This is a genomic window from Kitasatospora sp. NPDC018619, assembly GCF_044391605.1.
Taxonomy (GTDB): Bacteria; Actinomycetota; Actinomycetes; order Streptomycetales; family Streptomycetaceae; genus Kitasatospora.
This window is the reverse complement of sequence record NZ_JBISAI010000006.1, coordinates 115,878-138,829: the sequence shown is the minus strand read 5'-3', so window position 1 is coordinate 138,829 and position 22,952 is coordinate 115,878. Positions and strand designations below refer to the sequence as shown.

Annotated in this window: 6 protein-coding genes; all 6 read right to left on the bottom strand. The window is 78.0% G+C overall.

The features are described 5' to 3' along the window. Window positions 1–54: 54 nt before the first annotated feature. The 6 genes from ACH5AR_RS11425 to ACH5AR_RS11400 all read right to left on the bottom strand — a co-directional run bounded on the left by ACH5AR_RS11425 (window position 55) and on the right by ACH5AR_RS11400 (window position 22,935). Complete coding sequence (locus ACH5AR_RS11425; RefSeq protein ID WP_396301137.1) at window positions 55–6,972, bottom strand: amino acid adenylation domain-containing protein; 6,918 nt, start codon at window positions 6,970–6,972, stop codon at window positions 55–57. A gap of 76 nt (window positions 6,973–7,048) precedes the next feature. Beyond that, the gene (locus tag ACH5AR_RS11420; RefSeq protein ID WP_396301136.1) at window positions 7,049–16,603 is read right to left on the bottom strand and encodes a type I polyketide synthase; all 9,555 of its coding nucleotides are present in this window, start codon (window positions 16,601–16,603) and stop codon (window positions 7,049–7,051) included. Window positions 16,604–17,313: 710 nt separating this feature from the next. Beyond that, on the bottom strand, window positions 17,314–19,962 hold the full coding sequence (locus tag ACH5AR_RS11415; protein WP_396301135.1) for a ComEC/Rec2 family competence protein: 2,649 nt from the start codon (window positions 19,960–19,962) through the stop codon (window positions 17,314–17,316). An 84-nt stretch (window positions 19,963–20,046) separates the two neighbouring features. Then, complete coding sequence (locus ACH5AR_RS11410) at window positions 20,047–21,060, bottom strand: helix-hairpin-helix domain-containing protein (RefSeq protein WP_396301134.1); 1,014 nt, start codon at window positions 21,058–21,060, stop codon at window positions 20,047–20,049. Between the two features lie 84 nt (window positions 21,061–21,144). Next, on the bottom strand, window positions 21,145–22,020 hold the full coding sequence (locus ACH5AR_RS11405; RefSeq protein ID WP_396301133.1) for a DegV family protein: 876 nt from the start codon (window positions 22,018–22,020) through the stop codon (window positions 21,145–21,147). 102 nt (window positions 22,021–22,122) lie between these two features. Beyond that, window positions 22,123–22,935 (bottom strand): hypothetical protein, encoded by an 813-nt coding sequence (locus tag ACH5AR_RS11400; protein ID WP_396301132.1) that lies wholly within the window; start codon window positions 22,933–22,935, stop codon window positions 22,123–22,125. Window positions 22,936–22,952 lie beyond the last annotated feature (17 nt).

Here is a 22,952-nt window from a genome sequence, read left to right as displayed (position 1 = left end):
TCCTGGTGCGGCGGGGTCGGTGGGCGGGGCGGTTGCGGGGGTTCGGGTCTCGGGTCACAGGTCGTTCAGCGCCTTGTCGAGCTCGGCCGCCAGGGTCTGGAGGTACGGCGCGCGCATCACGCTGTAGTGGTCGCCGGGCACGTCGACGCTCTCCGCCCGCTCGCCGAGCAGGTCGAGCCACTGCCGGGTGGTCGCCGCGCAGGCGCCGTCCATCGCGCGCAGCAGCCGGACCCGGCCCCGGTACGGGACGGGGTCGTGCTCGGCCAGCGCCCGGCTCAGGCGCAGGAACCGGCCCGCGAGCCGCTCCAGGGTCGCGCCGTCGATCTCCTCCGGCAGGACGCCGGCCCGGCGGGCCGAGGCCAGCAGCGCCGCGGTCGGCGAGGTTGCCCCGAGCGGCTCGAACTCCTCCGGCCCGGGGTTCCAGTCGCGGCCGGCCAGCCCGGCCAGGTCCCGGGCGAACCGGGCCAGCAGCACCGGCTCGGCGGCCGGCTCGGTGCGCGCCGGCGGTTCGAGCAGGTCCACGGCCGCGACCAGCTCGACCACCGCGCCCCGCCCGGTGAGCAGCCGGGCGGTCTCCAGGGCGATCACCCCGCCCATCGACCAGCCGCCCAGCCGGTACGGGCCGTGCGGGAACCGCGCGGTGACCGCGTCGGCGTAGTGCGCGGCCAGCTCGGCCACGGTCCGCGGCGCGGACGGCGCGTCGGCGTGCTGCTCGGGGTACTGGAGCGCGTGCACCGGCTGGTCCTCGTCCAGCAGGGCGGCGAGCCCCGCGTAGCAGAGCACGTCGCCGCCGACCGGGTGGACCAGGAACAACGGCGGCCTGGTGCCGGTGCCCCGGACGGTGACCAGGGCCTCCCGGCCCTCCTGGCCGGCCGGGTCGTCCCGCAGCGCCCCGGCGAGCGCCTCGACGGTCGGCCGGGCCAGCAGGGCGGCCACCGGCAGCGAGCGGCCGGTGCACTGCCGGATCCGGGCCATCATCCGCACCGCGAGCATCGAGTCGCCGCCGAGGTCGAAGAAGTTCGCGGTGACGTCGAAGGAGCCTGCCACATCGGCGGAGGAGGCCGCGGCGCCGCCGGCCCCGCCCGGGGCCCCGAAGAACTCGGCCCAGATCCCGGCGAGCAGCCGCTCCGCCGCGTCGCGCGGGGCGACCGCCCCGCCGGTGCGCGGGGCCGGGCGCCCGGGCGCGGGCAGCCGGCGGCGGTCCACCTTGCCGTTGTCGGTCAGCGGCAGCTCCGCCAGCAGGACGATCCGGGCGGGCACCAGGTAGTCGGGCAGCTCCCGGCCGAGCGCCGCGCGCAGCTCCTCCTCGGAGGAGTCCGCCACCGCGTACCCGACGAGCCGGCGCGGGCCGCCGCGCTCGCCCTCGGCCACCACGGCCGCCGCCCGGACCTCCGGCCGGCGCAGCAGCGCCGCCTCGACCTCGCCGAGCTCGATCCGGTGGCCCTGGATCTTCACCTGGAAGTCCGCGCGCCCCAGGAACTCGATGTCGCCGTCCGGCAGGTAGCGGCCGAGGTCCCCGGTGCGGTAGAGCCGCTCCCCCGTCACCGGGTGGCGCAGGAAGGCCGCGCGGGTCTTCCGCTCGTCGCCGAGGTAGCCGCGGGCCAGGCCGGCGCCCGCGATGTACAGGTCGCCGGGGACCCAGGCCGGGCGCGGCCGCAGCGCCCCGTCCAGGACGTGGAAGCGCTGGTTCGCCATCGGCCGGCCGTACGGGATGCTCGCCCGGTCCCGGTCCGCCGGCGTGACCGGGTGCAGGATCGACCAGACGGACGCCTCGGTGGCGCCGCCGAGGCTCGTGACCCGCGCGTCCGGCGCGATCGCGCTGACGGCGCCGGGGAGGGTGACGGGGACCCAGTCCCCGCTCAGCAGCACCACCCGCAGCGGGGTCGCGCCGCCGAGCGGGCGCACGTGCTCGACGAACATCTCCATCAGCGCGGGCACGCTGTTCCAGACCGTCACCCGGTGCCGGGTCACCAGGTCCAGCCAGGCGGACGGCTCGCGCTGCGCTCGGGCGTCGGGCAGGACGACGGCGCCGCCGGCGGCGAGCAGGCCGAACACGTCGTAGACCGAGAGGTCGAAGTTGAGCGCGGACAGCGCCAGCACCCGGTCCCGCGCCGTCACCCCGAACCGCTCGTTGACGTCCCGGATCGTGTTGACCGCGCCGGCGTGCTCGATCATCACGCCCTTCGGCACCCCGGTGGAGCCCGAGGTGAAGATCACGTACGCGAGGTCCCCGGGCCGGGCCGGGGAGGGCGGCAGCGGGCCGTCCGCGCCGGTGTCCTCCGGCTCGGTGTCGACGTGCAGCGCGCGGACGCCGTCCGGCAGGTCGAGGCCGGGGGCGAGCTCCGAGCGGGTCAGCACCACGCCGATCCCGGCGGTCTCCAGGATCGTCCGCAGCCGGGGGCCGGGCACGGCGGCGTCGACCGGCACGTAGGCGGCCCCGGCCTTGAGGACGCCCAGCGCCCCGACGACCTGCTCCCAGCCCTTGTCCGCCACGATGCCGACCAGCGCGCCCGGGCCGGCGCCGTAGCCGGTCAGCCTGCGGGCGATCCGGTCGGAGCGGCGGTCCACCTCGCGGTAGCTGAGGGTGCGGGCGGCGGTGATGACGGCGGGCGCGTCCGGCCGGGCCGCGGCCTGCCGCAGGAAGCCGTCGTGCAACAGTTCGGCGGGGACGGGCGCGTCGGTGGCGTTGACCTCGCGGCGGACCGCCAGGTCGGCCGCCGGGACGGGCACGGCCGCCGGACGGCGCCACGCCCCCTCGTCGCACAGGCTGCGCACCAGGTCGAGGTAGGCCTCCCACATGCCGTCGACGACGCCCTCGGGGAACACCTCCTCCACCACGTCCCAGTTCAGGACCAGCTCCCCGGCCTCCTCCAGGGCCTGGTGGTCGAGCCACACCTGCGGGGTGCGCACCGAGCTGGAGGCCAGCTCGCCGGCGGTGCCCAGGGTGGTCAGCGCGGTGAGCGCCCCGCGGCCCTGCCCGCCGTCCTCGTGGGCGTCCCCGTCGTCCGCGCCGGCCGCGCTGGCCGCGCCGGCCGCACCGGAGAAGCCGATCGTGCTGGTGAAGACCACCGGCATGCCCGCCAGGCCCGTCCCGCCCCGGGTGCGGTTGAGCTCGCGCAGCACCTCGACACCGCTGACGTGGCCGTGTTCGAGGTCGGCCAGCAGCTGGTCCTGGAGCCGCACCGCGCCCGCCGCGAAGGCCTCGCCGGGGGCCGCGTCGACCTCCAGCAGGGTGGTGGCGCTGAGGTTGCCGACCACCCGGCCGGCGTCCTCGTGCAGCGGCCGGCGGTGGAACGCCAGCAGGTTGAGCGTGAAGCGCGGCGAGGCGCTCCAGGCGCCCAGCACCTGCGCGTACGCGGCGCACAGCGCGGCCGAGGGCGACAGGCCCGCCGCCGCCGCGTGCTCCTTGAAGCGCCCCCACTCCCCGGCCCCGACCGTGGCCGTGCGGTGGACGAACACCGGCCGCCGGGGGGCCGGGCCCGGGCGCAGCGGCAGGGCCGGGGCGGGCGGCAGCGAGTCGACGCGGGCCCGCCAGTAGGCGAGCGAGGCCTCGCGCAGCCCGGCGTCCGCCCGGGCGGCGGCGAGTACGTAGTCGCGGTAGGTGACGGCCGGGGCCGGGGTCGCGAAGGCCCCGTGGCGGTAGGCCTGCGCCCACTCGCGGAACAGCAGCCCGGAGCTGCGGCCGTCGACGATCAGTGCGTCGAAGTTGAGGTGCAGCCGGGTGGTGCGGGCGTCGAGGAGCGTCGCCCGGACGTCGAACAGCGGCCAGGACTCGGTGTCGAAGACCTGGTCCCGCATCTCCCGGTGGATCGCGGCCAGGCGGCGTTCCCGTTCGGCCGGGGCGAGGTCCCGCAGGTCGACGGTGGCGATCCGGTACTCGGGGACCTCGGCGAGCACCCGCTGGTGGCCCTCCCGGGAGACGACCGCGCGGAGCATGTCGTGGCGGTCGACGAGCTGCCGGAAGGAGGCGGTCAGCCGGTCGAGGTCGGTGTCCGTCAGGTCGACCTCGACCAGGAAGGAGGTGGAGACGTTGCCGAGTTCGAAGGCGTCCGTGCGGCCGACCAGGTAGGCCTGCTGGAGGTCGGTGAGCGGGAACGGCTCGTGGCGGGCCGCCGGGTCGGCGACCAGGGCCGTGCCGGGGCCGTCCGCCGGGGCCGGGGCCGGAGCCGGGGCTGTTCCGGCGGCTTGGGCGGCACCGCCGCCGCGCGCGGCCCGGACGGCCTCGGCGAGCGCGGTGACGCTGCGGCCGTCCAGCAGCTCGCGCAGCGGGACGTCCACCCCGAGCCGCCGGACGAGGGTCTGCCGGATGTCCGTCGCGATCAGCGAGTCGACGGCCAGGCGCCGCAGCGGCAGGTCCCGGTCGTCGCCGGTGACGGCCGCGCCGCGCGCCCGGCCGACGATGCCGGCCACCAGCTCCACCAGGTCCCCGTCGCCGGGAGCGGCCTGCGCGGGGGCGGCGTCCGCGGGGGCCGGCGCGGGCTCGACCGGGCCGCGCACCGCCTCCAGACGGACGCCGTCGGCGAGCGCCACCGGTGCGCCGTCGGGGCCGACCAGCCGGACCTGGGCGACCAACTCCCCCTCCTGGGGCTGGTCCTGGCTGCGTCCGGGGGCGCCGGTCCAGAGCCAGTAGCGCTCGCGCTGGAACGGGTAGCCGGGCAGTCGCACCGGCGGCCCGGCCGGCTCGCCGTGCACCCGCGCCCAGTCGATCCGCGCGCCCCGGGTGTAGAGCGCGCCGAGGCCGTCGAGGAGGGTGTGCCGGGCGTCCTCCCCCGGGCGCAGCGACGGCAGGACGGCGGTGTGCTCCGCCGCCCGGGCCCCGTCGAGCAGCGCGGAGGCGGGGCCGAGCTCCACGAAGGTGCGGTGGCCGTCCCGCAGCAGCGCGGCGAGGTCGGCGGCGAAGCGCTCCCCGGCGGTGTCCGGCACGGCACGGCACGCCGCCCGCTCCGCGTCCTGCGGGCTCGCGGTGCCCGCGATGCACGCGGCCACGGCCGGGTCGGCGCCGAGGACGAGGACGGCGGCGGGCCGCACGCCCCACGAGCGCCACAGCTCGGCGAGCGCGTACCCGACGGCGAACGGCGTGTGGCCGGCGGCGGGCGGCGTGTGGCCGGCGGCGGGCGGCGTGTGCCCGGCGGCGGGCGCTCCGGCGCACTGCTCCAGGGCGCGGCGGAAGACCGGTTCGGCCTCGGCCAGCGCGGCGACCGCCTCGGCCTGCGGCCCGTCCAGCGGACCGGAGGAGCCGGTGAGGAGGAACACCGGCCCCCGGCTGCCCTCCGGGGTCCTGGTGCCCACCCGGACGCCGGGCGGCGGCTCCTCGCCACGGCGGGTGCGCAGGAGCAGCTCGCGCAGCCCGCCCCGGGAGGAGGCGACGGCCGTCAACCGGTGCGGGAAGTGCGCCCGGCCGAGGGCCGTGGCGCGGCAGAGCGCGCCGAGCCCGGCCGCATCGCCGTCCTCCTCGGCCAGCAACTCGGCGTAGCGGTCGGTGAGTTCGGCGAGCGCGGCCGGCGTCCTGGCCGACAGGGTGAGCAGCCGGGGCCCGCCGTCCCGCTCGGCCGCGGCGGCGGGGGCCGTCGCCGCGGCGGGCTCCGCCGCCGGGGCGGCCGGGGCCTCCTCGATGATCACATGGGCGTTGGTGCCGCTGATGCCCTGCGAGGACACCCCCGCACGCCGGGGCCCGGGGCCCTGCGGCCACGCCGTCGGCTCGGTGACGAGCTCGACGGCGCCCGCCGACCAGTCGACGTGCGGGGTGGGATCGTCGGCGTACAGGGTCGCGGGGAGCGTGCCGTACCGCATCGACAGCACCGTCTTCATCACCCCGGCCACGCCCGCCGCCGCCTGGGTGTGCCCGATGTTGGGCTTGAGCGAGCCGAGCCGCAGCGGCCGCTCCCGGTCCTGCCCGTAGGCGGCCAGCAGGGCGCGCGCCTCGATCGGGTCGCCCAGCTCGGTGCCGGTGCTGCTCGCCTCCACCACCTGGACGTCGGCGGGCGTAAGCCGCGCGTCCGCCAGCGCCTGGCGGATGACCCGCTGCTGCGCGGCCCCGCTCGGCGCGGTGAAGCCGTTGCTGGCGCCGTCCTGGTTCACCGCGCTGCCGCGCACCACCGCCAGCACCGGGTGGCCGAGCCGCCGCGCGTCCGACAGCCGCTCCACCAGCAGCACGCCCACGCCCTCGGCGAGCCCGCTGCCGGCGGCACCGGCCGAGAACGGGCGACACCGGCCGTCCGGCGAGACGCCCTGCATCCGGGAGAACTCGGTGAACAGCTGCGGGGTGGACATCACCGTCGCGCCGCCCGCCAGCGCCATCGTGCACTCGCCGCTGCGCAGCGAGCGGACGGCCAGGTGCAGCGCGACCAGCGAGGACGAGCAGGCCGTCTCCACCGTGATCGCCGGGCCGCGCAGGCCGAACGTGTAGGAGATCCGGCCGGACGCGGCGCCGCCCACCGTCCCGGTGGTCAGGAAGCCCTCGGCCTCCTCGGGCACCTCGCCGCGCCCGAGCCCGTAGTCGAGGTTCGACAGGCCGGTGAACACGCCGGTCTCGGTGTCGCGCACCGACTCCGGGTCGATCCCGGCGTCCTCGAACGCCCGCCAGGCGGTCTCCAGCAGCAGCCGCTGCTGCGGGTCCATGGCCAGCGCCTCGCGGGGGCTGATGCCGAAGAAGCCGGCGTCGAACCCGGCCACGTCGTGGAGGAAGCCGCCGAAGCCGGTCACGCTCCGCCCGCCGCCGTCGGGGTCGTACAGCCCCTCCTCCCAGCCCCGGTCGCGGGGGAACGCGCCGACGGTCTCCCCGCCCGAGGCCAGCAGCCGCCACAGCGCCTCGGGCGAGTCGATGCCGCCCGGGAAACGGCACGCCATGCCGACGATCGCGATCGGCTCCCGCTCCCCCTCCTCCAGTTCGCGCAGGCGCCCGCGGGCCTCGTGCAGGTCGAGGGTGAGGCGCTTGAGGTATCCGAGCAGCTTCTCGTCCGGTGCTGATGCCATGGCGGGCCGGTCCTCCGTGGGGGTCTGGTGGGCTCGTGGTCGTGGGGCGGGGATGGGGGTGGGGGTGGGGGCGGGGTCAGATGAGTTCGCGGTCGATGAAGGCGAGGAGCTCCTCGGCGGTCGCGGCGTCGACGAGCGCCGCCACGTCCCCGTCGGGCGCCGTGCCCGCCGCCGGTTGCGTACCGGAGGCCGGACCCGTGCCCGCCGCCGGTTGCGTGCCGGGTACGGGCCGGGCGGCGGGCGGGGTGAGCCCGGCCTCCAGCACGGCGACCAGCTCGGGCAGCGTCGGCGCCTCGAACAGCAGGGTGAGCGGGAGCTTGAGCCCCGTCGCCGTGCCCAGGCGGTTGCGGAACTCGACCGAGGTGAGCGAGTCGAAGCCGAGCTCGCCGAACGGCCGGTCGTCCGGGATCGCCTCCGGCCGGGAGCCCAGGACGGCCGCCATGTGGGTGCGCACCAGGTCGGCCAGGACTCCGGCGCGCTCCTCGGCCGTCAGGCCGTCCAGCTCCTCGCGCAGCGGGCGGTGCCGCCGCGTCCCGGAGCCGGCCCCGGCCCGGGACGCCCCGGCGTCGGCCACGACCCCGCGCAGGACCGGCGGGAGGTCCGGGCCGAGCTCGCGCAGGACCTCGCGGTCGAGCCGGGCGGGCACCAGGACGGCGTGCGGCGACGGCAGCGCCGCGTCCAGCAGGGCCAGGCCGTGTGCGGGGGCGATCTCCACCAGCCCGGCCCGGGCGAAGCGGGCCCGGTCGGCCTCGCCGAGCGCGCCCAGCATGCCGTCCCGGTCGCCCCACAGGCCCCAGGCCAGTGCCAGGGCGGGCAGGCCCTGGGCGCGGCGGTGCCGGGCGAGGCCGTCGAGGAAGGCGTTGGCGGCGGTGTAGCCGCCCTGCCCGGCGCCGCCGAGCGTGCCCATCACCGAGGAGACCAGGACGAAGGCGGTGAGCGGGTGACCGGCGGTCAGCTCGTGCAGGTGCCAGGCGCCGTCGGCCTTGACCCGCATCACCCGGTCGATCTGGGCGTCGGTGAGCGAGGTGACCGGCGCGTCGTCCACCACCCCGGCGGCGTGGACCACGGCGGTCAGCGGGTGCCGGTCCGGGACGGCCTCGACCATCGCCGCGACGGCGGCCCGGTCGGCGACGTCCACGGCCGCGAAGGCCACCTCGGCGCCGTGCGCGGCCAGTTCGGCCGCCAGCTCGGCGGCCCCCGGGGCGTCCCCGCCGCGGCGGCCGGCCAGCAGCAGCCGCCGGGCGCCGTACCCGGTGACCAGGTGCCGCGCCAGGGCCCGGCCGATGGCGCCCGTCCCGCCGGTGATCAGGACGGTGCCGTCCGGATCCAGGACCGGCGGCACGGTCAGCACGACCTTGCCGACGTGGCTGCCCTGCCGCAGCAGCCCGAAGGCCTCGGGCGCCCGCCGGACGTCCAGGTCGGTGACGGCGGGCCAGCCGAACGCGCCCCGGTCGAACAGCTCGACCGTACGGGCCAGCAGGCGGGCCAGGTGCTCGGGCGGCAGCTCCAGCAGGTTGAACGTCCGGTAGTGCACGCCGGGGTGCGCGGCGGCCACCTCGGCGGGGTCGCGCCGGTCGGTCCGGCCGAGCTCGACCAGGAGCCCGCCGGGGCGCAGCAGCCGCAGCGACTCGTCGACGAGCTCGCCGGTCAGCGAGTTCAGGACGAGCGCCATGCGCCGGCCGGGGGTGCCGGGCCGGGTGTCGCTCCGGGCGTCGCTCCGGGCGTCGGCGTCGGCGCGGGCGTCGAGCACGGCGGCGAAGCGGGCGCCGAAGCCGGGCTCGCGGGAGGAGGCGAGGTGGTCGTCGTCGACGCCGAGGGCGCGCAGCGCGGGCCACTTGGCGGGGCTGGCGGTCGCGAAGACCTCCGCGCCCAGGTGCCGGGCCAGCTGGACGGCGGCCAGGCCGACGCCGCCCGCCCCGGCGTGGATCAGCACCGGGTCCCCCTCGCCCACGCCGCCCAGTTCGACCAGGGCGTGCAGGGCCGTCAGATGGGCGACCGGCACGGCGGCGGCCCGGGTGAAGGACCAGCCGTCCGGGATCCTGACCAGGGTCCGCGGGTCGGCCTGGGCCGCCGTGCCGAACGCGGCGGGGAGCAGCCCCATCACCCGGTCGCCGACGGCCAGGCCGGTCACCCCGGGGCCGGTCGCGGTGACCACGCCGGCGCCCTCCAGGCCGAGCGGGCCCGGGTCGTCCGGGTGCATGTCGAGCGCGCCCAGGACGTCGTGGAAGTTGACCCCGGCGGCGCGGACCGCGACCCGCACCCGGCCGGGGCCGGGTTCGGCGGCGGCCTCGGGGCAGGGGCGCAGCTCCAGGCCGGCCAGGGTGCCGCGCTCGGTCATGTCCAGGTGCCAGTGGGCCTCGTCCTCGGGGGGCCGCAGCGCGGGGTCTGCGGCGGCGGGCACCAGCCGGGGCACCAGGACGGCGCCGTCCCGGACGGCCGCCTGGTGCTCCCCCGGCGCGAGTGCGGCGGCCGGGACCTCGGGCGTCCGGGTGCCCGGGGCCAGGTCGACCAGGGTGAACCGGCCCGGGTGCTCGACCTGGGCGGTGCGCACCAGGCCCCAGACCGCGGCCTGGGCGAGGTCCCGGACGGTCTCGCCGGGACGGACGGCGACCGCCCCGCGGGTGACCAGCACCAGCCGGTGCCCGGCGCGACCGTCCGCGTCCTGCTCGCCGTCGGCGGGCCCGTCCTCGGCGAGCCACCGGGCCAGCAGCTCCCGGGTCCGGTGGACGGCGTCCCGGGCGGCCGTCGCCGGGTCCGCGCCCTCCTGGGCCTCCGGGCAGCTCACCACAGTGGTCCCGTCCGGCCCGGCCGCCGCGTACGGCGCCCGCGGGTCCAGGGCGTCCCACGGGAGCGCCACCAGCGTGCCCGGCGCCTGCGTCGCGGGCTCCGGCAGCGGCTCCCAGGCGAGGGCGAAGAGGGAGTCGCGCGCGGCGGCGGCCGGGTCGAGCGGGCGGCCCGTCGCGACCGGGGCCAGCTCCAGCGCCTCGACCGCCCCCACCGGCGCTCCGGCGGCGTCGAACAGGGCCAGCGGGAGGCCCCCGTCCACGGCGGGCCCGGCCTGCACCCGCAGGGCGGCCGGTCCGGCCGCCTGTCCACCGGCCGGACCGGCCGGACGGATCGTCAGGGACACCCCGCGCCAGCGCGACGGCTGGACCGGCCGCCCCTCGTGGCCCGCGGCGGCGGCGAGCACACCGTGCAGGGAGGCGTCGAGCAGGGCCGGGTGCAGCCGGTAGGCCCCGGCGTCGGCGGCCGCCGGCTCGGGCAGCACGGCCTCGGCGTACTGCTCGCCGTCGGCGCCCCGCCAGGCGGCCCGCAGCCCCTGGAAGGCCGGCCCGTGCCGGTGGCCGCGCAGGGCGAGGTCCTCCTGCGTCCGGGCCGGCGGCACCGGGGTCGCACCGGCCGGCGGCCACCCGGCGGGGGCCCCGGCCGGGAGGGGCGCCGGGGCGCGGTCGGCCGGTCCGCCGGGCTGGGCGGGTCCGGCGGGTCCGGCGGGTTCGGCGCCCAGTGTGCCGGTGGCGTGCTCGACCCACTCCCCGCCGGTCGCCCGGCCCGCGATGCGGCAGGTCCGCCGCCCCTCGCCGTCCGGACCGGACACCCGGACCCGCAGGTCGACGGCGCCGTCCGCGGGCAGCTCCAGCGGGGCGGTGACGGTCAGCTCCTCGATCCGCGCCGTCCCGGCCTTCGCCCCCGCGTGCAGGGCCAGTTCCAGGAACGCGGTGCCCGGCAGGACGGCCGTCCCGGCGAGGACGTGGTCGGCCAGCCAGGGGTGGCTGCGGGCCGACAGCCGTCCGGTGAACACCGTCTCGCCGTCCCCGAGTTCGACGGCCGCGCCGAGCAGGGGGTGGTCGGCGGGCGCCTGGCCGAGGTCCGCCGTGCCGGACGGCCCGGCCGAGCCGGTGAGCCAGTAGCGGCGGCCCAGGAACGGGTAGGTGGGCAGGTCGGGCACGCCGGCGGCCGGCCCGGTGAGGCGCTCCCAGGCGATCGGCAGACCGCGCACGTGCGCCTCGGCGGCGGAGGTGAGGAAGCGGCGCAGGCCCCCGTCGTCGCGGCGCAGCGAACCGGTCACGATCCCCTCGACGCCGGCCTCCTCCAGGATCTGGCCGATGCTGCCGGACAGCACCGGGTGCGGGCCGACCTCGACGAAGGTGGTGTGGCCGGAGGCGACCAGCGCCTCGACGGCCTCCTGGAAGCGCACGGTGTGCCGCAGGTTCCGGTACCAGTAGGCGGCGTCCAGCCCGGCGCCGTCCTGCCAGTCGGCCGTCACCGAGGACATCAGCGCGACCTGCGCGGCGCGCGGCGCCAGCGGGGCCAGCCCGGCCAGGATCCGCTCCCTGATCGGCTCGACCGCCGGGCAGTGCGAGGCGTAGGCCGCCGGGATCACCCGGGCGTTGACGCCCTCGGCCCGGTACCCGTCGACCAGCGCGGTGATCGCGTCCGGGTCCCCCGCCACCGCGGTGGCGGCCGGCCCGTTGACCGCGGCGACGCTCAGCGTGCCGAGCCGCTCGCGCACCCGCGCCGCGGGCAGCGGGACGACGGCCATCATCCCCCGGTCCATCAGGTCGACGGCCACGGCGCTGCGCACCGCGATCGCGCGGGCACCGTCCTCCAGGGACAGCGCCCCGGCCACCACCGCCGCGGCGATCTCGCCCTGGGAGTGGCCGACCACGGCGTCCGGGACGACCCCGGCTTCCCGCCACAGCTCGGCCAGCGACACCATCACCGCCCACAGCGCGGGCTGCACCACCTCGATCCGGTCGAGCAGCGGCTCGCCGGCCAGGACGTCGGCCATCGACCAGTCGACGTACGGGGCGAGCGCCCGCTCGCACTGCGCGAGGCGGGCCGCGAACACCGGGCTCTCGGCGGCGAGCCGCGCCGCCATCCCGCGCCACTGGCCGCCCTGGCCGGGGAAGACCAGGACCGTCCGGCCGGGCTCCGCGGCCCGGCCGGTGACCAGGCCGGGGGCCTCCTCGCCGCGGGCCAGCGCCGCCAGCGCCCGCTCGGCCTCCGGCCGGTCGGCGGCGACCACCACGGCGCGCTCGTCCCAGGCAGTGCGGGCGGTCAGGGCCCGCGCGGCGGCGACCGGGTCGACCGGTCCCCCGGCCAGCCCGCGGGCCCGCTCGCGCAGGGCCTGCGGGGTGCGGGCGGACAGGACGACCGGCACCACGGGCGGCCGCGCCGGGCCGGCGGTACGGGGGTCGTTGCCGCCTTCGGCGCCACCGGGTCCGTTGCCGCGCTCGGCGCTCCCGGGCCCGCCGCCCGGTTCGGCACCGGGCTCCGCGGGCGGCTCGGTCAGGATCACGTGCGCGTTGGTGCCGCTGATCCCGAACGAGGAGACGCCGCCGCGCCGGGGCCCGCCGGTCTTCGGCCAGGGCCGGGCCCGGTCGAGCAGGGCCACCGAGCCGGCCGTCCAGTCCACGTGCGGGGACGGCTCGTCGACGTGCAGCGTGGCGGGCAGTGCACCGTGCCGGATCGCCTGGACCATCTTGATCACGCCGCCGACGCCCGCCGCGGCCTGGGCGTGCCCGATGTTGGACTTGAGGGAGCCGAGCCACAGCGGCCGCTCCCGGCCCTGCCCGTAGGCGGCCAGCAGCGCGTTGGCCTCGATCGGGTCGCCCAGGGCGGTGCCGGTGCCGTGCGCCTCCACGGCGTCGACCTGCTGCGGCGCGAGCCCGGCGTCGGCGAGCGCGTCCTCGATCACCCGCTGCTGGGCGGTGCCGCTGGGCGCCGACAGCCCGTTGGAGGCGCCGTCGGAGTTGACGGCGCTGCCGGCCACCACCGCCAGCACCGGGTGGCCGTGGCGGCGGGCGTCCGAGAGCCGCTCGACGACCACCATGCCCGCGCCCTCGCCCCAGCCGGTGCCGTCCGCCCGGGCGGAGAAGGCCTTGCAGCGGCCGTCCGCGGCCAGCACCCGCTGGCGGGACAGCTCCACGAACATGCCGGGGGTCGCCATCACGGTGACGCCGCCGGCCAGGGCGAGCGAGCACTCCCCGGCCCGCACCGCCCGTACCGCCTGGTGCAGCGCGACCAGCGAGGCCGAGCAGGCGGTGTCCACCGTCAGCGCCGGGCCGTTCAGGCCGAGGACGTACGCGATCCGGCCGGAGACCACGCTGATGCTGGTGCCGGTCAGCAGGTGGCCCGCGACGCCGTGCCCGGCCGACTCCATGCTCGGCCCGTAGCCGGAGTGCATCGCCCCGGCGAACACGCCGGTCCGGCTGCCCTTCAGCGCCGTGGGGTCGATCCCGGCGCGCTCCAGCGCCTCCCAGCCGACCTCCAGCAGCAGCCGCTGCTGCGGGTCCATGGCGAGGGCCTCGCGCGGGCTGATGCCGAAGAACTCCGCGTCGAAGTCCGTGACGCCGCGGACGAACCCGCCGCGGCGGACGTAGGAGGTGCCGACCCGGTCCGGGTCCGGGTGGTGCAGCGCCGCCAGGTCCCAGCCCCGGTCGTCGGGGAAGTCGCCGGTGGCGTCGGTGCCGGTGGCGACGAGGTCCCACAGGTCCTCGGGCGAGCGCACGCCGCCGGGGAAGCGGCAGGCCATGCCGACGATGACGACGGGGTCGTCGGCCTCCGGCCCGGGTGCCGGCCCGGAGTCCGGCGCGTGGGCCGGGAGGCGGGTCGCTTCGGGTGCCGGGGGTTCGGCCGCCCGGGCCGCGGCGCTCGACGCGTCGATCACGGCGGCCAGGTCGGCCGGGCTGGGGTGGTCGTACACGACGGTGCTCTCCAGGTCCAGCCCCGTCGCGGCCGCCAGGCGGTCGCGCAGTTCGAGGGTCATGGCGGAGTCCAGGCCCAGTTCGCGGAAGGTCCGCCCGGGCCGGACGTCGGCGGCCGAGCCCTCGCCCAGCACGACGGCGGTCAGGCTCCGGACCAGCTCCAGGGCCGAGCGCCGGTCGGGGGCCTTGGCCGGGGCCGGGTCCTGGGCCGTCAGCGGGTCTTGGGCCGGGGGCAAGTCCTGGGCCGCCAGCGGGTGCTGGACCGTCAGCGGTTCGGGTGCCTGCTCGACGCCGGTCGCCCCCGGCAGGCCGGACGGCCAGCAGGAGCGGCGCTGGAACGGGTAGGTCGGCAGGTCGACGAGCGGCGCCGAGGCGGGCAGCAGGGCGGACCAGTCGACCGCGACGCCCCGGACGAAGGCCTCGGCCGCCGCCGTCAGGAAGCGGCGACGGCCGCCGTGGCCGCGCCGGAGCGTGCTCAGCGCGGCACCGTCCCCGCCGCGCAGGTCGATCGCCTGCCGGACGCCCATCGCCAGGACCGGGTGCGGACTGACCTCCAGGAAGGTCAAGTGGCCCGCGTCCAGCAGGCGTTCGACGGCCGGCCCGAACCGCACCGGCTCGCGCAGGTTGCGGAACCAGTACCCGGGGCCCAGTTCGGCGGTGTCGATCGGCGCGGCGGTGACGGTCGAGTGGAACGGCACGTCGGTGGAGCGCGGGGCGATCCCCTCGAAGGCGGCGAGCAGGCCGTCCCGCAGCTCCTCGACCGCCGGGCTGTGCGAGGCGTAGTCGATCGTGAGCCGCCGGGTACGCACCCGCTGCCCGTAGTGGGCGGCCAGCGCGTCGAGTGCGGCGCCCGGCCCGGCCACCACCGTGTGCGCGGGGCCGTTGACCGCCGCGACCGACAGGCCGGGGGCGCCGGCCGCCGCGAAGTCCCGCTCCACCTGCCCGGCCGGGAGGTCCACCGCCAACAGGCCGCCGCCGGTCGCGATCCGCTTCAGCACCCGGCTGCGCAGGGCCACGACCCGGGCGCCGTCCCGGAGCGACAGGGCTCCCGCCGCCGTCGCGGCGGCGATCTCGCCCTGCGAGTGGCCCACCACGGCGGCGGGCTCCACCCCGACCGAGCGCCACAGCGCGGCCAGCGACACCATCACCGCCCACAGCGCGGGCTGGATCACCTCGTCGCCCTCCAGCGGCGGCGCTCCGGCGGCCCCGCGCAGGACATCGGTCAACGACCAGTCCACGTACGGGCGCAGGGCCTCGGCGCACGCGTCGATCCGCTCGGCGAAGAACGGCGAGGTGTCGAGCAGCTCCGCCGCCATGCCCGTCCACTGCGAGCCCTGGCCGGGGAAGACGAACACCGGCCGCACCGGCGGCCCGTCGTGCCGGCCCTCGACCACGGCCGCTGAGGGCTGCCCCGCCGACCGGCCCGCCAGCTCGGCGAGGAGGCCGTCCCGGCCGTCCGCGACGACGACGCAGCGGTGCTCGAAGGCCGTCCGGGTGACGGCCAGCGAGCGGCCCACCGAGGCCGCGCCGAGCTCGGGGCGCGCCGCCACCCGGGCGCGCAGCCGTTCGGCCTGCTCGTCCAGCGCGGCCCCGTCCCGCCCGGACAGCACCCAGGGCACGGTGCCCGCCGCCGCCTCCGCCGCCTCGGCGGTCTCCGTCGCGGCGTTCGCGGCACTCGGCCAGTCCGACAGGACCACATGGCAGTTGGTGCCGCCGATCCCGAACGAGCTGACCCCGGCGACCAGTTGGCCGTGCGGCGCGGGCCAGTCCCGGGTCTCGGTGTTCACCCGCAGCCGCAACGCGTCGAGCGGGATGCGCTCGCCGGGCCCGACGTGGTTCAGGCTGGGCACGAGCTCCCGCTCGCCGAGGCACAGGACGGTCTTGATGAACCCGGCGATCCCGGCGGCGCCCTCCAGGTGGCCGATGTTGGTCTTCACCGACCCGACCAGCAGCGGGGCGTCCTCGGCGCGGGCCGAGCCCAGCGCGGCGCCGAGCGCGGCCGCCTCGACCGGGTCGCCGGCCCGCGTGCCCGAGCCGTGCAGTTCCACGTACTGGACCTCGCCCGGCTCCACGCCGGCGTCCACGCAGGCCTCCAGGAGCACCCGCTCCTGCGACGCCCGGCCCGGCGTCGGCAGCGACTGCGTCGCGCCGTCGTTGTTCAGCGCGCTGCCGCGGATGACGGCGTGGATGCGGTCGCCGTCCCGGACGGCGGCCTCCAGGAGCTTGAGCACCACCACGCCGCCGCCCTCGCCGCGGACGTAGCCGTCGGCGCGGGCGTCGAAGGTGTAGCAGCGCCCGTCCGCCGACAGCGTCCCGGCCCGCTCCAGCGCCCGGGTGCTCTCCGGCGCGAGGATCAGGCTCACCCCGCCGGCCAGCGCCAGCTCGGACTCGCCGCTGCGCAGGCTCGCGCACGCCAGGTGCACGGCAGCCAGCGAGGACGACTGGCCGGTGTCCACCACCAGGCTCGGGCCGTGCAGGCCCAGGGTGTACGAGATCCGGTTGGCGGTCACCCCGCGCTGCAGGCCGGTCAGCGTGTGCCCGGTCACGGCGTCGGGGCCCAGGCCGTGCACCAGCGTCGCGTAGTCGTCCGCGATCACCCCCAGGAACACGCCCGTCCGGCTGCCCCGGAGGCCGCCCGGCAGGGTCCTGGCGTCCTCCAGTGCCTCCCAGGCCAGTTCGAGGGCCAGCCGCTGCTGCGGGTCCATCGCCACGGCCTCGCGCCGCGAGATGCCGAAGAACGCCGGATCGAACCCGTCCACCCGCTCCAGGAACCCGCCGCGGGCCGGCCCCCGCTCGCCCCGCCGCCCGGACACCGCGTCAGCGCCGCCGCGCAGCAGCCGCCAGAACGCCTCCGGCCCGTCCGCCTGCGGAAAGCGGCAGCCGATCCCGACCACCGCGACCGCACGCGCCGGGAGGTCCCGCACACCACGACAACCAGCACTGTCCATCATCGATGCACCCCGAGAATCAGACGGCAAACGACCGGGACGGCCCGGGCGGAACCGGGGCCGTCCCGGGAACTCCCCCGGTCAACCGGCACGCCGAAATCACCGGTCGGCGAGTTCGGGCACGGGACGCCCGGCCGCCATCCCGGCCCCGACACCCGCCCCACGAGGATGCGCCCACCCGCATCCCACCGGAACCCGCCCCGGGGGTTCATGATCGTGCGTTGCTGAACCCCGAAGGCCCCCACGCATCCCCGACAAACCGGACATTCGACGGCCCTCGGCCGCCTGCCGTCCCCACCTCCCGACCCCGACCGCCGAACGCCGCCCGGGCCCTGGCCGCCGCCGCCCTGACCTGACCGCCGAAGACCGCTTCCACTCGCTCCCGGCTTCGGGCCGGCCACCTCGCGGGCACGCTCCCCCGGCATCGGAAGCATCGGACGAGGCTTCTCCGCGGCGCGCTCCGGGCCCGCCCGGAGCGCGCCGCAACCGCCTGTCCGGCCTTTGCGCGCCGGTACAGCACTGCGCCGGTGGCCGCATTCCGTACTCGTGGTTCTTCTCCGGCTCGCTCCGGGCCTGCCCGGAGCGCGCCGGAACGTTTCTGCCAGCTTTGCGCCGCGCCTCCTCCCACCACCCCTTCCCCCTTCCTAGCCCCACCTGGTTGATGGGAGGAGGTCAGCGCGGGAAGGTCAGGCGGGCGGGGCCCGCGGGGCGGCGGAGGTCAGCTCGGGGCGGGGGTGGGCGGCAGGGGTGCGGGCGCCCGACCGGCTGTGGCGGCCCGGGTGGGCGGGCTGGGGGTGGACGGCCACGCCGAGGGTGGCCGGGGAGTCGCCCGTCACCGCGATGTCCCCCTCCCGGTCGGTGCGCAGCACGGTGGCCCCGAGGGCCCGCAGGTGGTCGACCGTCCGCGGGGACGGATGCCCGTACGGGTTGCCCTCGCCGCAGGAGACGAGGGCCAGCCTGGGCCGCAGGGCAGCCGCCAATCCCCAGTCCTGGTGGGCCGATCCGTGGTGCGCCACCTTCAGGACGTCGGCCCGTCCCAGTCGGCCCAGCAGCGCCGACTGCGCCGGCGGTTCGAGATCTCCGAGCAGTGCCATCCGTAGTCCTCCTGTCAGTGACACCATCAAGGCGACGCTTGCGTTGTTGGGCCCCGGCGCCCCGGCGGCCGCACCGGGGACCGGCCACACCACGTCCCAGGCCAACTGCGCTCCCAGTGACCGCCGTTCACCCCGGCCGGCTCTCAGAAGCGGAAGGCCGGCGGCTGCGGCCCAGCCCGTCACCCGGGCTGCCTCGCCCGGGGGGTCGTCCAGCGGGGTGCCCTCGACCGCGCCGACCCTGCGCCCCCGCAGCACCCCCGGCACGCCCTCGACGTGGTCGGCATGGAAGTGCGTCAGGAGCAGTAAGGGGACCGTGGTGATGCCGAGTTCGCGCAGGCACCTGTCGGCGGCCTTCGGGTCGGGCCCGGTGTCGATCACCACCGCGCTGTCCGGCTCCCCTGCCGCCAGGACCAGCATGTCCCCCTGCCCGACGTCGCACATCACCAGTCGCCACCCCGGCGGCGGCCAGCCGGTGGCGATCCGGGCGAGCTGCGGCGGGCGCAGCAGCACGGCCAGCAGGACCACCGTCAGCGCCCCCGTCACCAGGGCCCGGGCCCACCGTCGCCGGCCGGGCACCCGCCCTGGTCTGCCCGGCTCGGCGCGCCGGGGCAGTAGGAGCGGCGCCGCCCAGCAGGCCGCCAGCACCGCCAACGCCACTGTCGCCGTCCCGAACAGCCCTGTCGGCCAGGCCAGTTGGCCGCCCGGGAGGTCCGCGCCGCGCCGTGCCACCAGGGCGAGCCAGCCGGCCGGCAGCCCGGCCGGGTAGGCGAGCAGATGGGCCGCCCCCGGGAGGAGCGGTTGCAGGGCGAGCACCCCGAAGCCGAGCAAGGTCGCCGGGGCCACCGCCAGTTCGGCCAGCAGGTTGCAGGGGATCCCGACCAGGCTGACGTGCCCGGACAGCACGACCGTCACCGGCGCGCACAGCGCCTGGGCGGCCGCCGCCGTGGCGAAGGCGCCCGCCAGGTGGTGCGGCCACCGCCGGGCCCGCAGGGCTTCGGCCCAGTGCGGCCCGAGGACGAGCAGCCCGGCGGTGGCGAGCACCGAGAGCAGGAAGCCGAACGAGCGCGCCAGGAACGGGTCCAGCAGGACTAGGACCAGGACCGCTCCGGCGAGCGCGGGCACCGCCTTGCGGGGACGGCCGGTGGCCAGGGCCAGCATCCCGATGAGCCCCGTCCCGGCGGCCCGCAGCACGCTGGGTTCGGGCCGGCAGACGGCGACGAAGGCCAGCGTCAGCGCCGTGCCGAGCAGTGCGGCGGTACGCAGCGGCAGCCCCAGCACCGCGGCCAGTCCGCGCCGTTCGGGGGTACCGGCCTGCCCGGGCGGGCCCAGCAGCGCGCCGAGGACGATCGCCAGGTTGGCTCCGCTGACCGCCACCAGGTGGACGAGGTCGGTGGCCCGGAAGGCGTCGTCGAGGTCGTCGGGCAGCCGCGAGGTGTCGCCGACGACCAGCGCCGGGAGCAGCCCCCGCTGGTCCGCGGGAAGTCCGTCGGTGGCCGTGCGCAGGCCTGCGCGCAGCCGCCCGGCGATCCGCTGCGGCAGGCTCGGCGGCGCCAGCTGCCGGGGCGCGCCGTGGACGACCAGCAGCGCGGCGGACTCGTCGTGGCCCTCCCCGGCCGGCCGCACCTCGGCCTCCACGGCCAGCCGCTGGGACGGCAGCAGGCGTTTCCAGGGCTCGCCCTCCGCCCCTCGGGCCATGACCGTCACCGGCGTGTGCGTGCGGTTGCTCCGCCCGTCCGGGAGCACGGTGACGCGGTCGGCCACCGCGTCCACGGTGAGGAGCGTGTGCCCGCCGGCGGTGCCGCCCCGCACGGTGTGGACCTTCGGGTCCCCCGCGACGGTCAGCTCGACCTCCACCGCCGGGGCGGGCGCGGACGCTCGCGCGAGCTCCGGGAGCGGCCCCCGGTGGAGGTCGGCGGTGTGCAGCGGGGTGGCCACCGCGGCCGCCGCACCGGTGAGCAGGACGGCGGCCAGCGTCGCCGCGGCCCCGGGCCGGCGCGGGCCGCCCTTCCGGGCGAGCAGCGGGACGGCCGCGAGCGCGGCGGCGCCTGCCGCGGCAAGGACGAGAGCGAGGGCCCCGCGCCCGGGCTCCAGCCGCAGGAGCGCCGCCGTGACCGCCCAGGCGGAGACGGCGGGCAGCAGCAGCCGGGAGTCGGCGCCCCGGGAGCGGGGCGCGGCGGCCGGAGCGGTAGCGGTCGGCGTGGTCGGAGCGGCTGACGCGGTCGGCGGGCCGGCGGCGGACATGGCGGTACCTCCCTTCGATGGCGGGGATAGCCGGAAGCCGGAAGCCGGAAGCCGGCAGGGGCGGGAGCAGGAGTGGCTGAGGTGTCAGAGGGTGAGCAGCGGACGCAGCTCCGCGTAGGTGCGCGCACCGATGCCGCTGACCTGCCGGAGCTGGTCGACGGAACGGAAGGAGCCGTGCGAGGCGCGGTAGGCCACGATGCGCTGGGCGAGGGTGGGGCCGACGCCGGGGAGGGCGTCGAGCTGTTCGAGCGTGGCGCGGTTGAGGCTGACGGGTGGTCGGGGTGGGGCGGGGCCCGGCGGCCCGCTCGCGCCTCCGGCGAGCGGGGCGGGGGCGAGCGCCGGCTCGCCGACCAGGATCTGCTCACCGTCCGTCAGGACGCGGGCCAGGTTGAGGCTCCGGGTGTCCGTCTCCGGGAGCGGACCGCCCGCGGCCCGCAGGGCGTCGGCCACCCGGGAGCCGGCTGGCAGGGTGTGCAGGCCCGGGAGGCGGACCCGCCCGCCGATGTCCACGACGACGGGCGGGGCACCGGCACCAACGCCCGCACCAACACCGGCCCCAACACCGGCCCCGGCAGCAGAGACCGCAGAGGCGGCAGAGGTGTCACCGGGGACCGCGGGGACGGCGGGATCGGCTCCCGAGGGCGCCGCGGCCGCCGCGAGCGCGGGCACCGCGACCGCCTCCGGCCGGCCCAGCCAGAAGTGCTGCACGGCGTAGCCGACCGCGAACAGCAGCAGGATGGTCAGCCCGGCCACCGCACGCCGGTCGAGCGCCACCGCGGCGGCGAACGAGCGGACGGCGGGGAAGGAGGGGGACGGGGACGTCACCGGGCCCGCCCCGCCCCCCGGTGGATCGCCTCCCCCATCGGCCGAGGGCGGGAGCGCAGGCACAGGCGGGCCGGTGGCGGGCGCAGGCGGGCCGGCGGCAGGCGCAGGCGGGCCGGTGGCGGGCGCCGCCCGCTCCCCCGCCGTCGCGGGCGGGGCGCCTCCGCCCGCGCCGCCCTCCGGCTCGTCCTCCGTCGGCAGCAGGGCGGCCATCCGCCGCCGCACCGTCTCCTCGATCGCGTGGCGCTTCGCCGCGCCCAGGCTCATGGTCGTCATGCCGAGGACGGTAGGAGCCCTTCGGCGAACGCGCGGGAATCAACGGAACCCTGTGGACAACCCGGGGGCTGTGGACAAAAAACGTCACTCACAGGAGCGAGAAGGACCACCGGAAGTTGACGGAGCGACCACCACCGCCAGCAGCCCCGGCCCGACGTGCGCACCGATCACCGCCCCCACCTCCCCCACGTACAGCTCCCGCAGCCCCGGCACCCGGGCCCGCAGCCGCTCCGCGAGCGGCTCGGCCCGCTCCTCGGCCGCCAGGTGGTGCACGGTGATGTCGACGTCCCGCTGCCCGGACCGCTCGACGGCGATCTCCTCCAGCCGCGCGATCGCCCGCGACGCCGTCCGCACCTTCTCCAGCGGCTCGATCCGCCCGCCGTCCAGGTGCAGCAGCGGCTTGACCGCCAGGGCCGAGCCGAGCAGCGCCCGCGCCGCGCCGATCCGGCCGCCCCGGCGCAGGTGCTCCAGGGTGTCGACGTAGAAGAACCCGCTGGTGGCGGCGGCCCGCCGGTCGGCCGCCTCGGCCGCCTCGGCCAGGCCCCGGCCGGCCGCGATCGCCTCGGCCGCCGCCAGCACGCCGTACCCGAGCGCCATCCCGACCAGCCGGCTGTCCACCACCCGCACCGGTACGGGCGCCTCGGCGGCGGCCAGCCGGGCGGCCTCGACGGTGCCGGACAGTTCGCCGGAGATGTGCACCGAGACGATCCCCTCCGCCCCGGCCTCGGCGGCGGCCCGGTACGCGGCGGCGAAGGCCTCGGGGTTCGGCCGGGAGGTGGTCACCCGCTGCTTGCCGCGCAGCGCCTCGGCGACGTCCTTCGGGGAGATCTCGACGCCCTCGCTCAGGACCGAGTCACCGACCGCGACGCTCAGCGGGACCACCGTGATCCCGTGCCGGTCGAGGGCCTCCTGCGGCAGATAGGCCGTGGAATCGGTGACGAGCGCGAGGTCGGAGGGCATGAGCCGGAGGTTACCCCCCGTCGGTCCGGGAGGACAGCGGCCGGTCCCGGGGACGGCGCCCCGCCCCGGACACCGGTCGCGGGCCCGCGCGGCGCGGCCGGATCAGCCCGCCGAGGGCCCGGCCGAGGGCTTGCGCAGCCGCTGCGCCAGCTTGGCCAGCGGGTCGGCGAGCCCGAGCAGCTCCTCCGCGCTCGGGCGCCCCTTCCCGTCGGTCAGCCCGGCCCGGGCCGTACCCGACGCACCCCGGGCCGCACCCGCGGACCCCGCGGCACCCCGGCCCGCGCCCCCGGAACCCCCGGCCCCCGCGGTACCGCCCGAGGAAGCAGCACCCGAGGAGGCACCGCCCGCGGAGCCGCCCCCCGCGACGTCCCAGTGCCGCAGCGCCCCCGCCTCGCTCTCGCACTCCTGGCTCAGCCGGCTCAGCTCGTCGTCCGCGAACCGGTGCATCCGGTCCTGCGCCGCCCAGCGCATGGTCTCCGCCGAGTGGGTGATCCGCTCCGCCCGCTCGCGCAGTTCCGGCAGCTTGGCGGCGACCCGCGCGGTGTCCGGCTCGCGCTCCAGCATCCGCAGCTCGCCGTCGAGCTCGGCGGCGTGGGCGTCCAGCCGGTCGAGCAGCGCGAGCGCCTCGCCGAGCTGGCCGTCCTGCGCGAGCCCGCCCTCCAGCACCTGCCGGGTGCCGTCGAGCGAGGTCCGCAAGCCCAGCCGGACGGTGGCGATCTGCGCGGGCGGGCCGACCCTGGTGTACGTCTTCGCCTTGAGGGCGGCGTTCTCCACGGCGCGCCGGGCGTTGGCCTCGTGCTTCTCGATCCTCGCGCCGACGGCCTTGGCCGCCTTGACCGTGCCGATCACGGCCAGGACCATCACCGCGACCCCGAAGAGCAGGACCAGCCCGATCATCACGCCGAACACGTCCATCGCGCGCCACCTTCCGC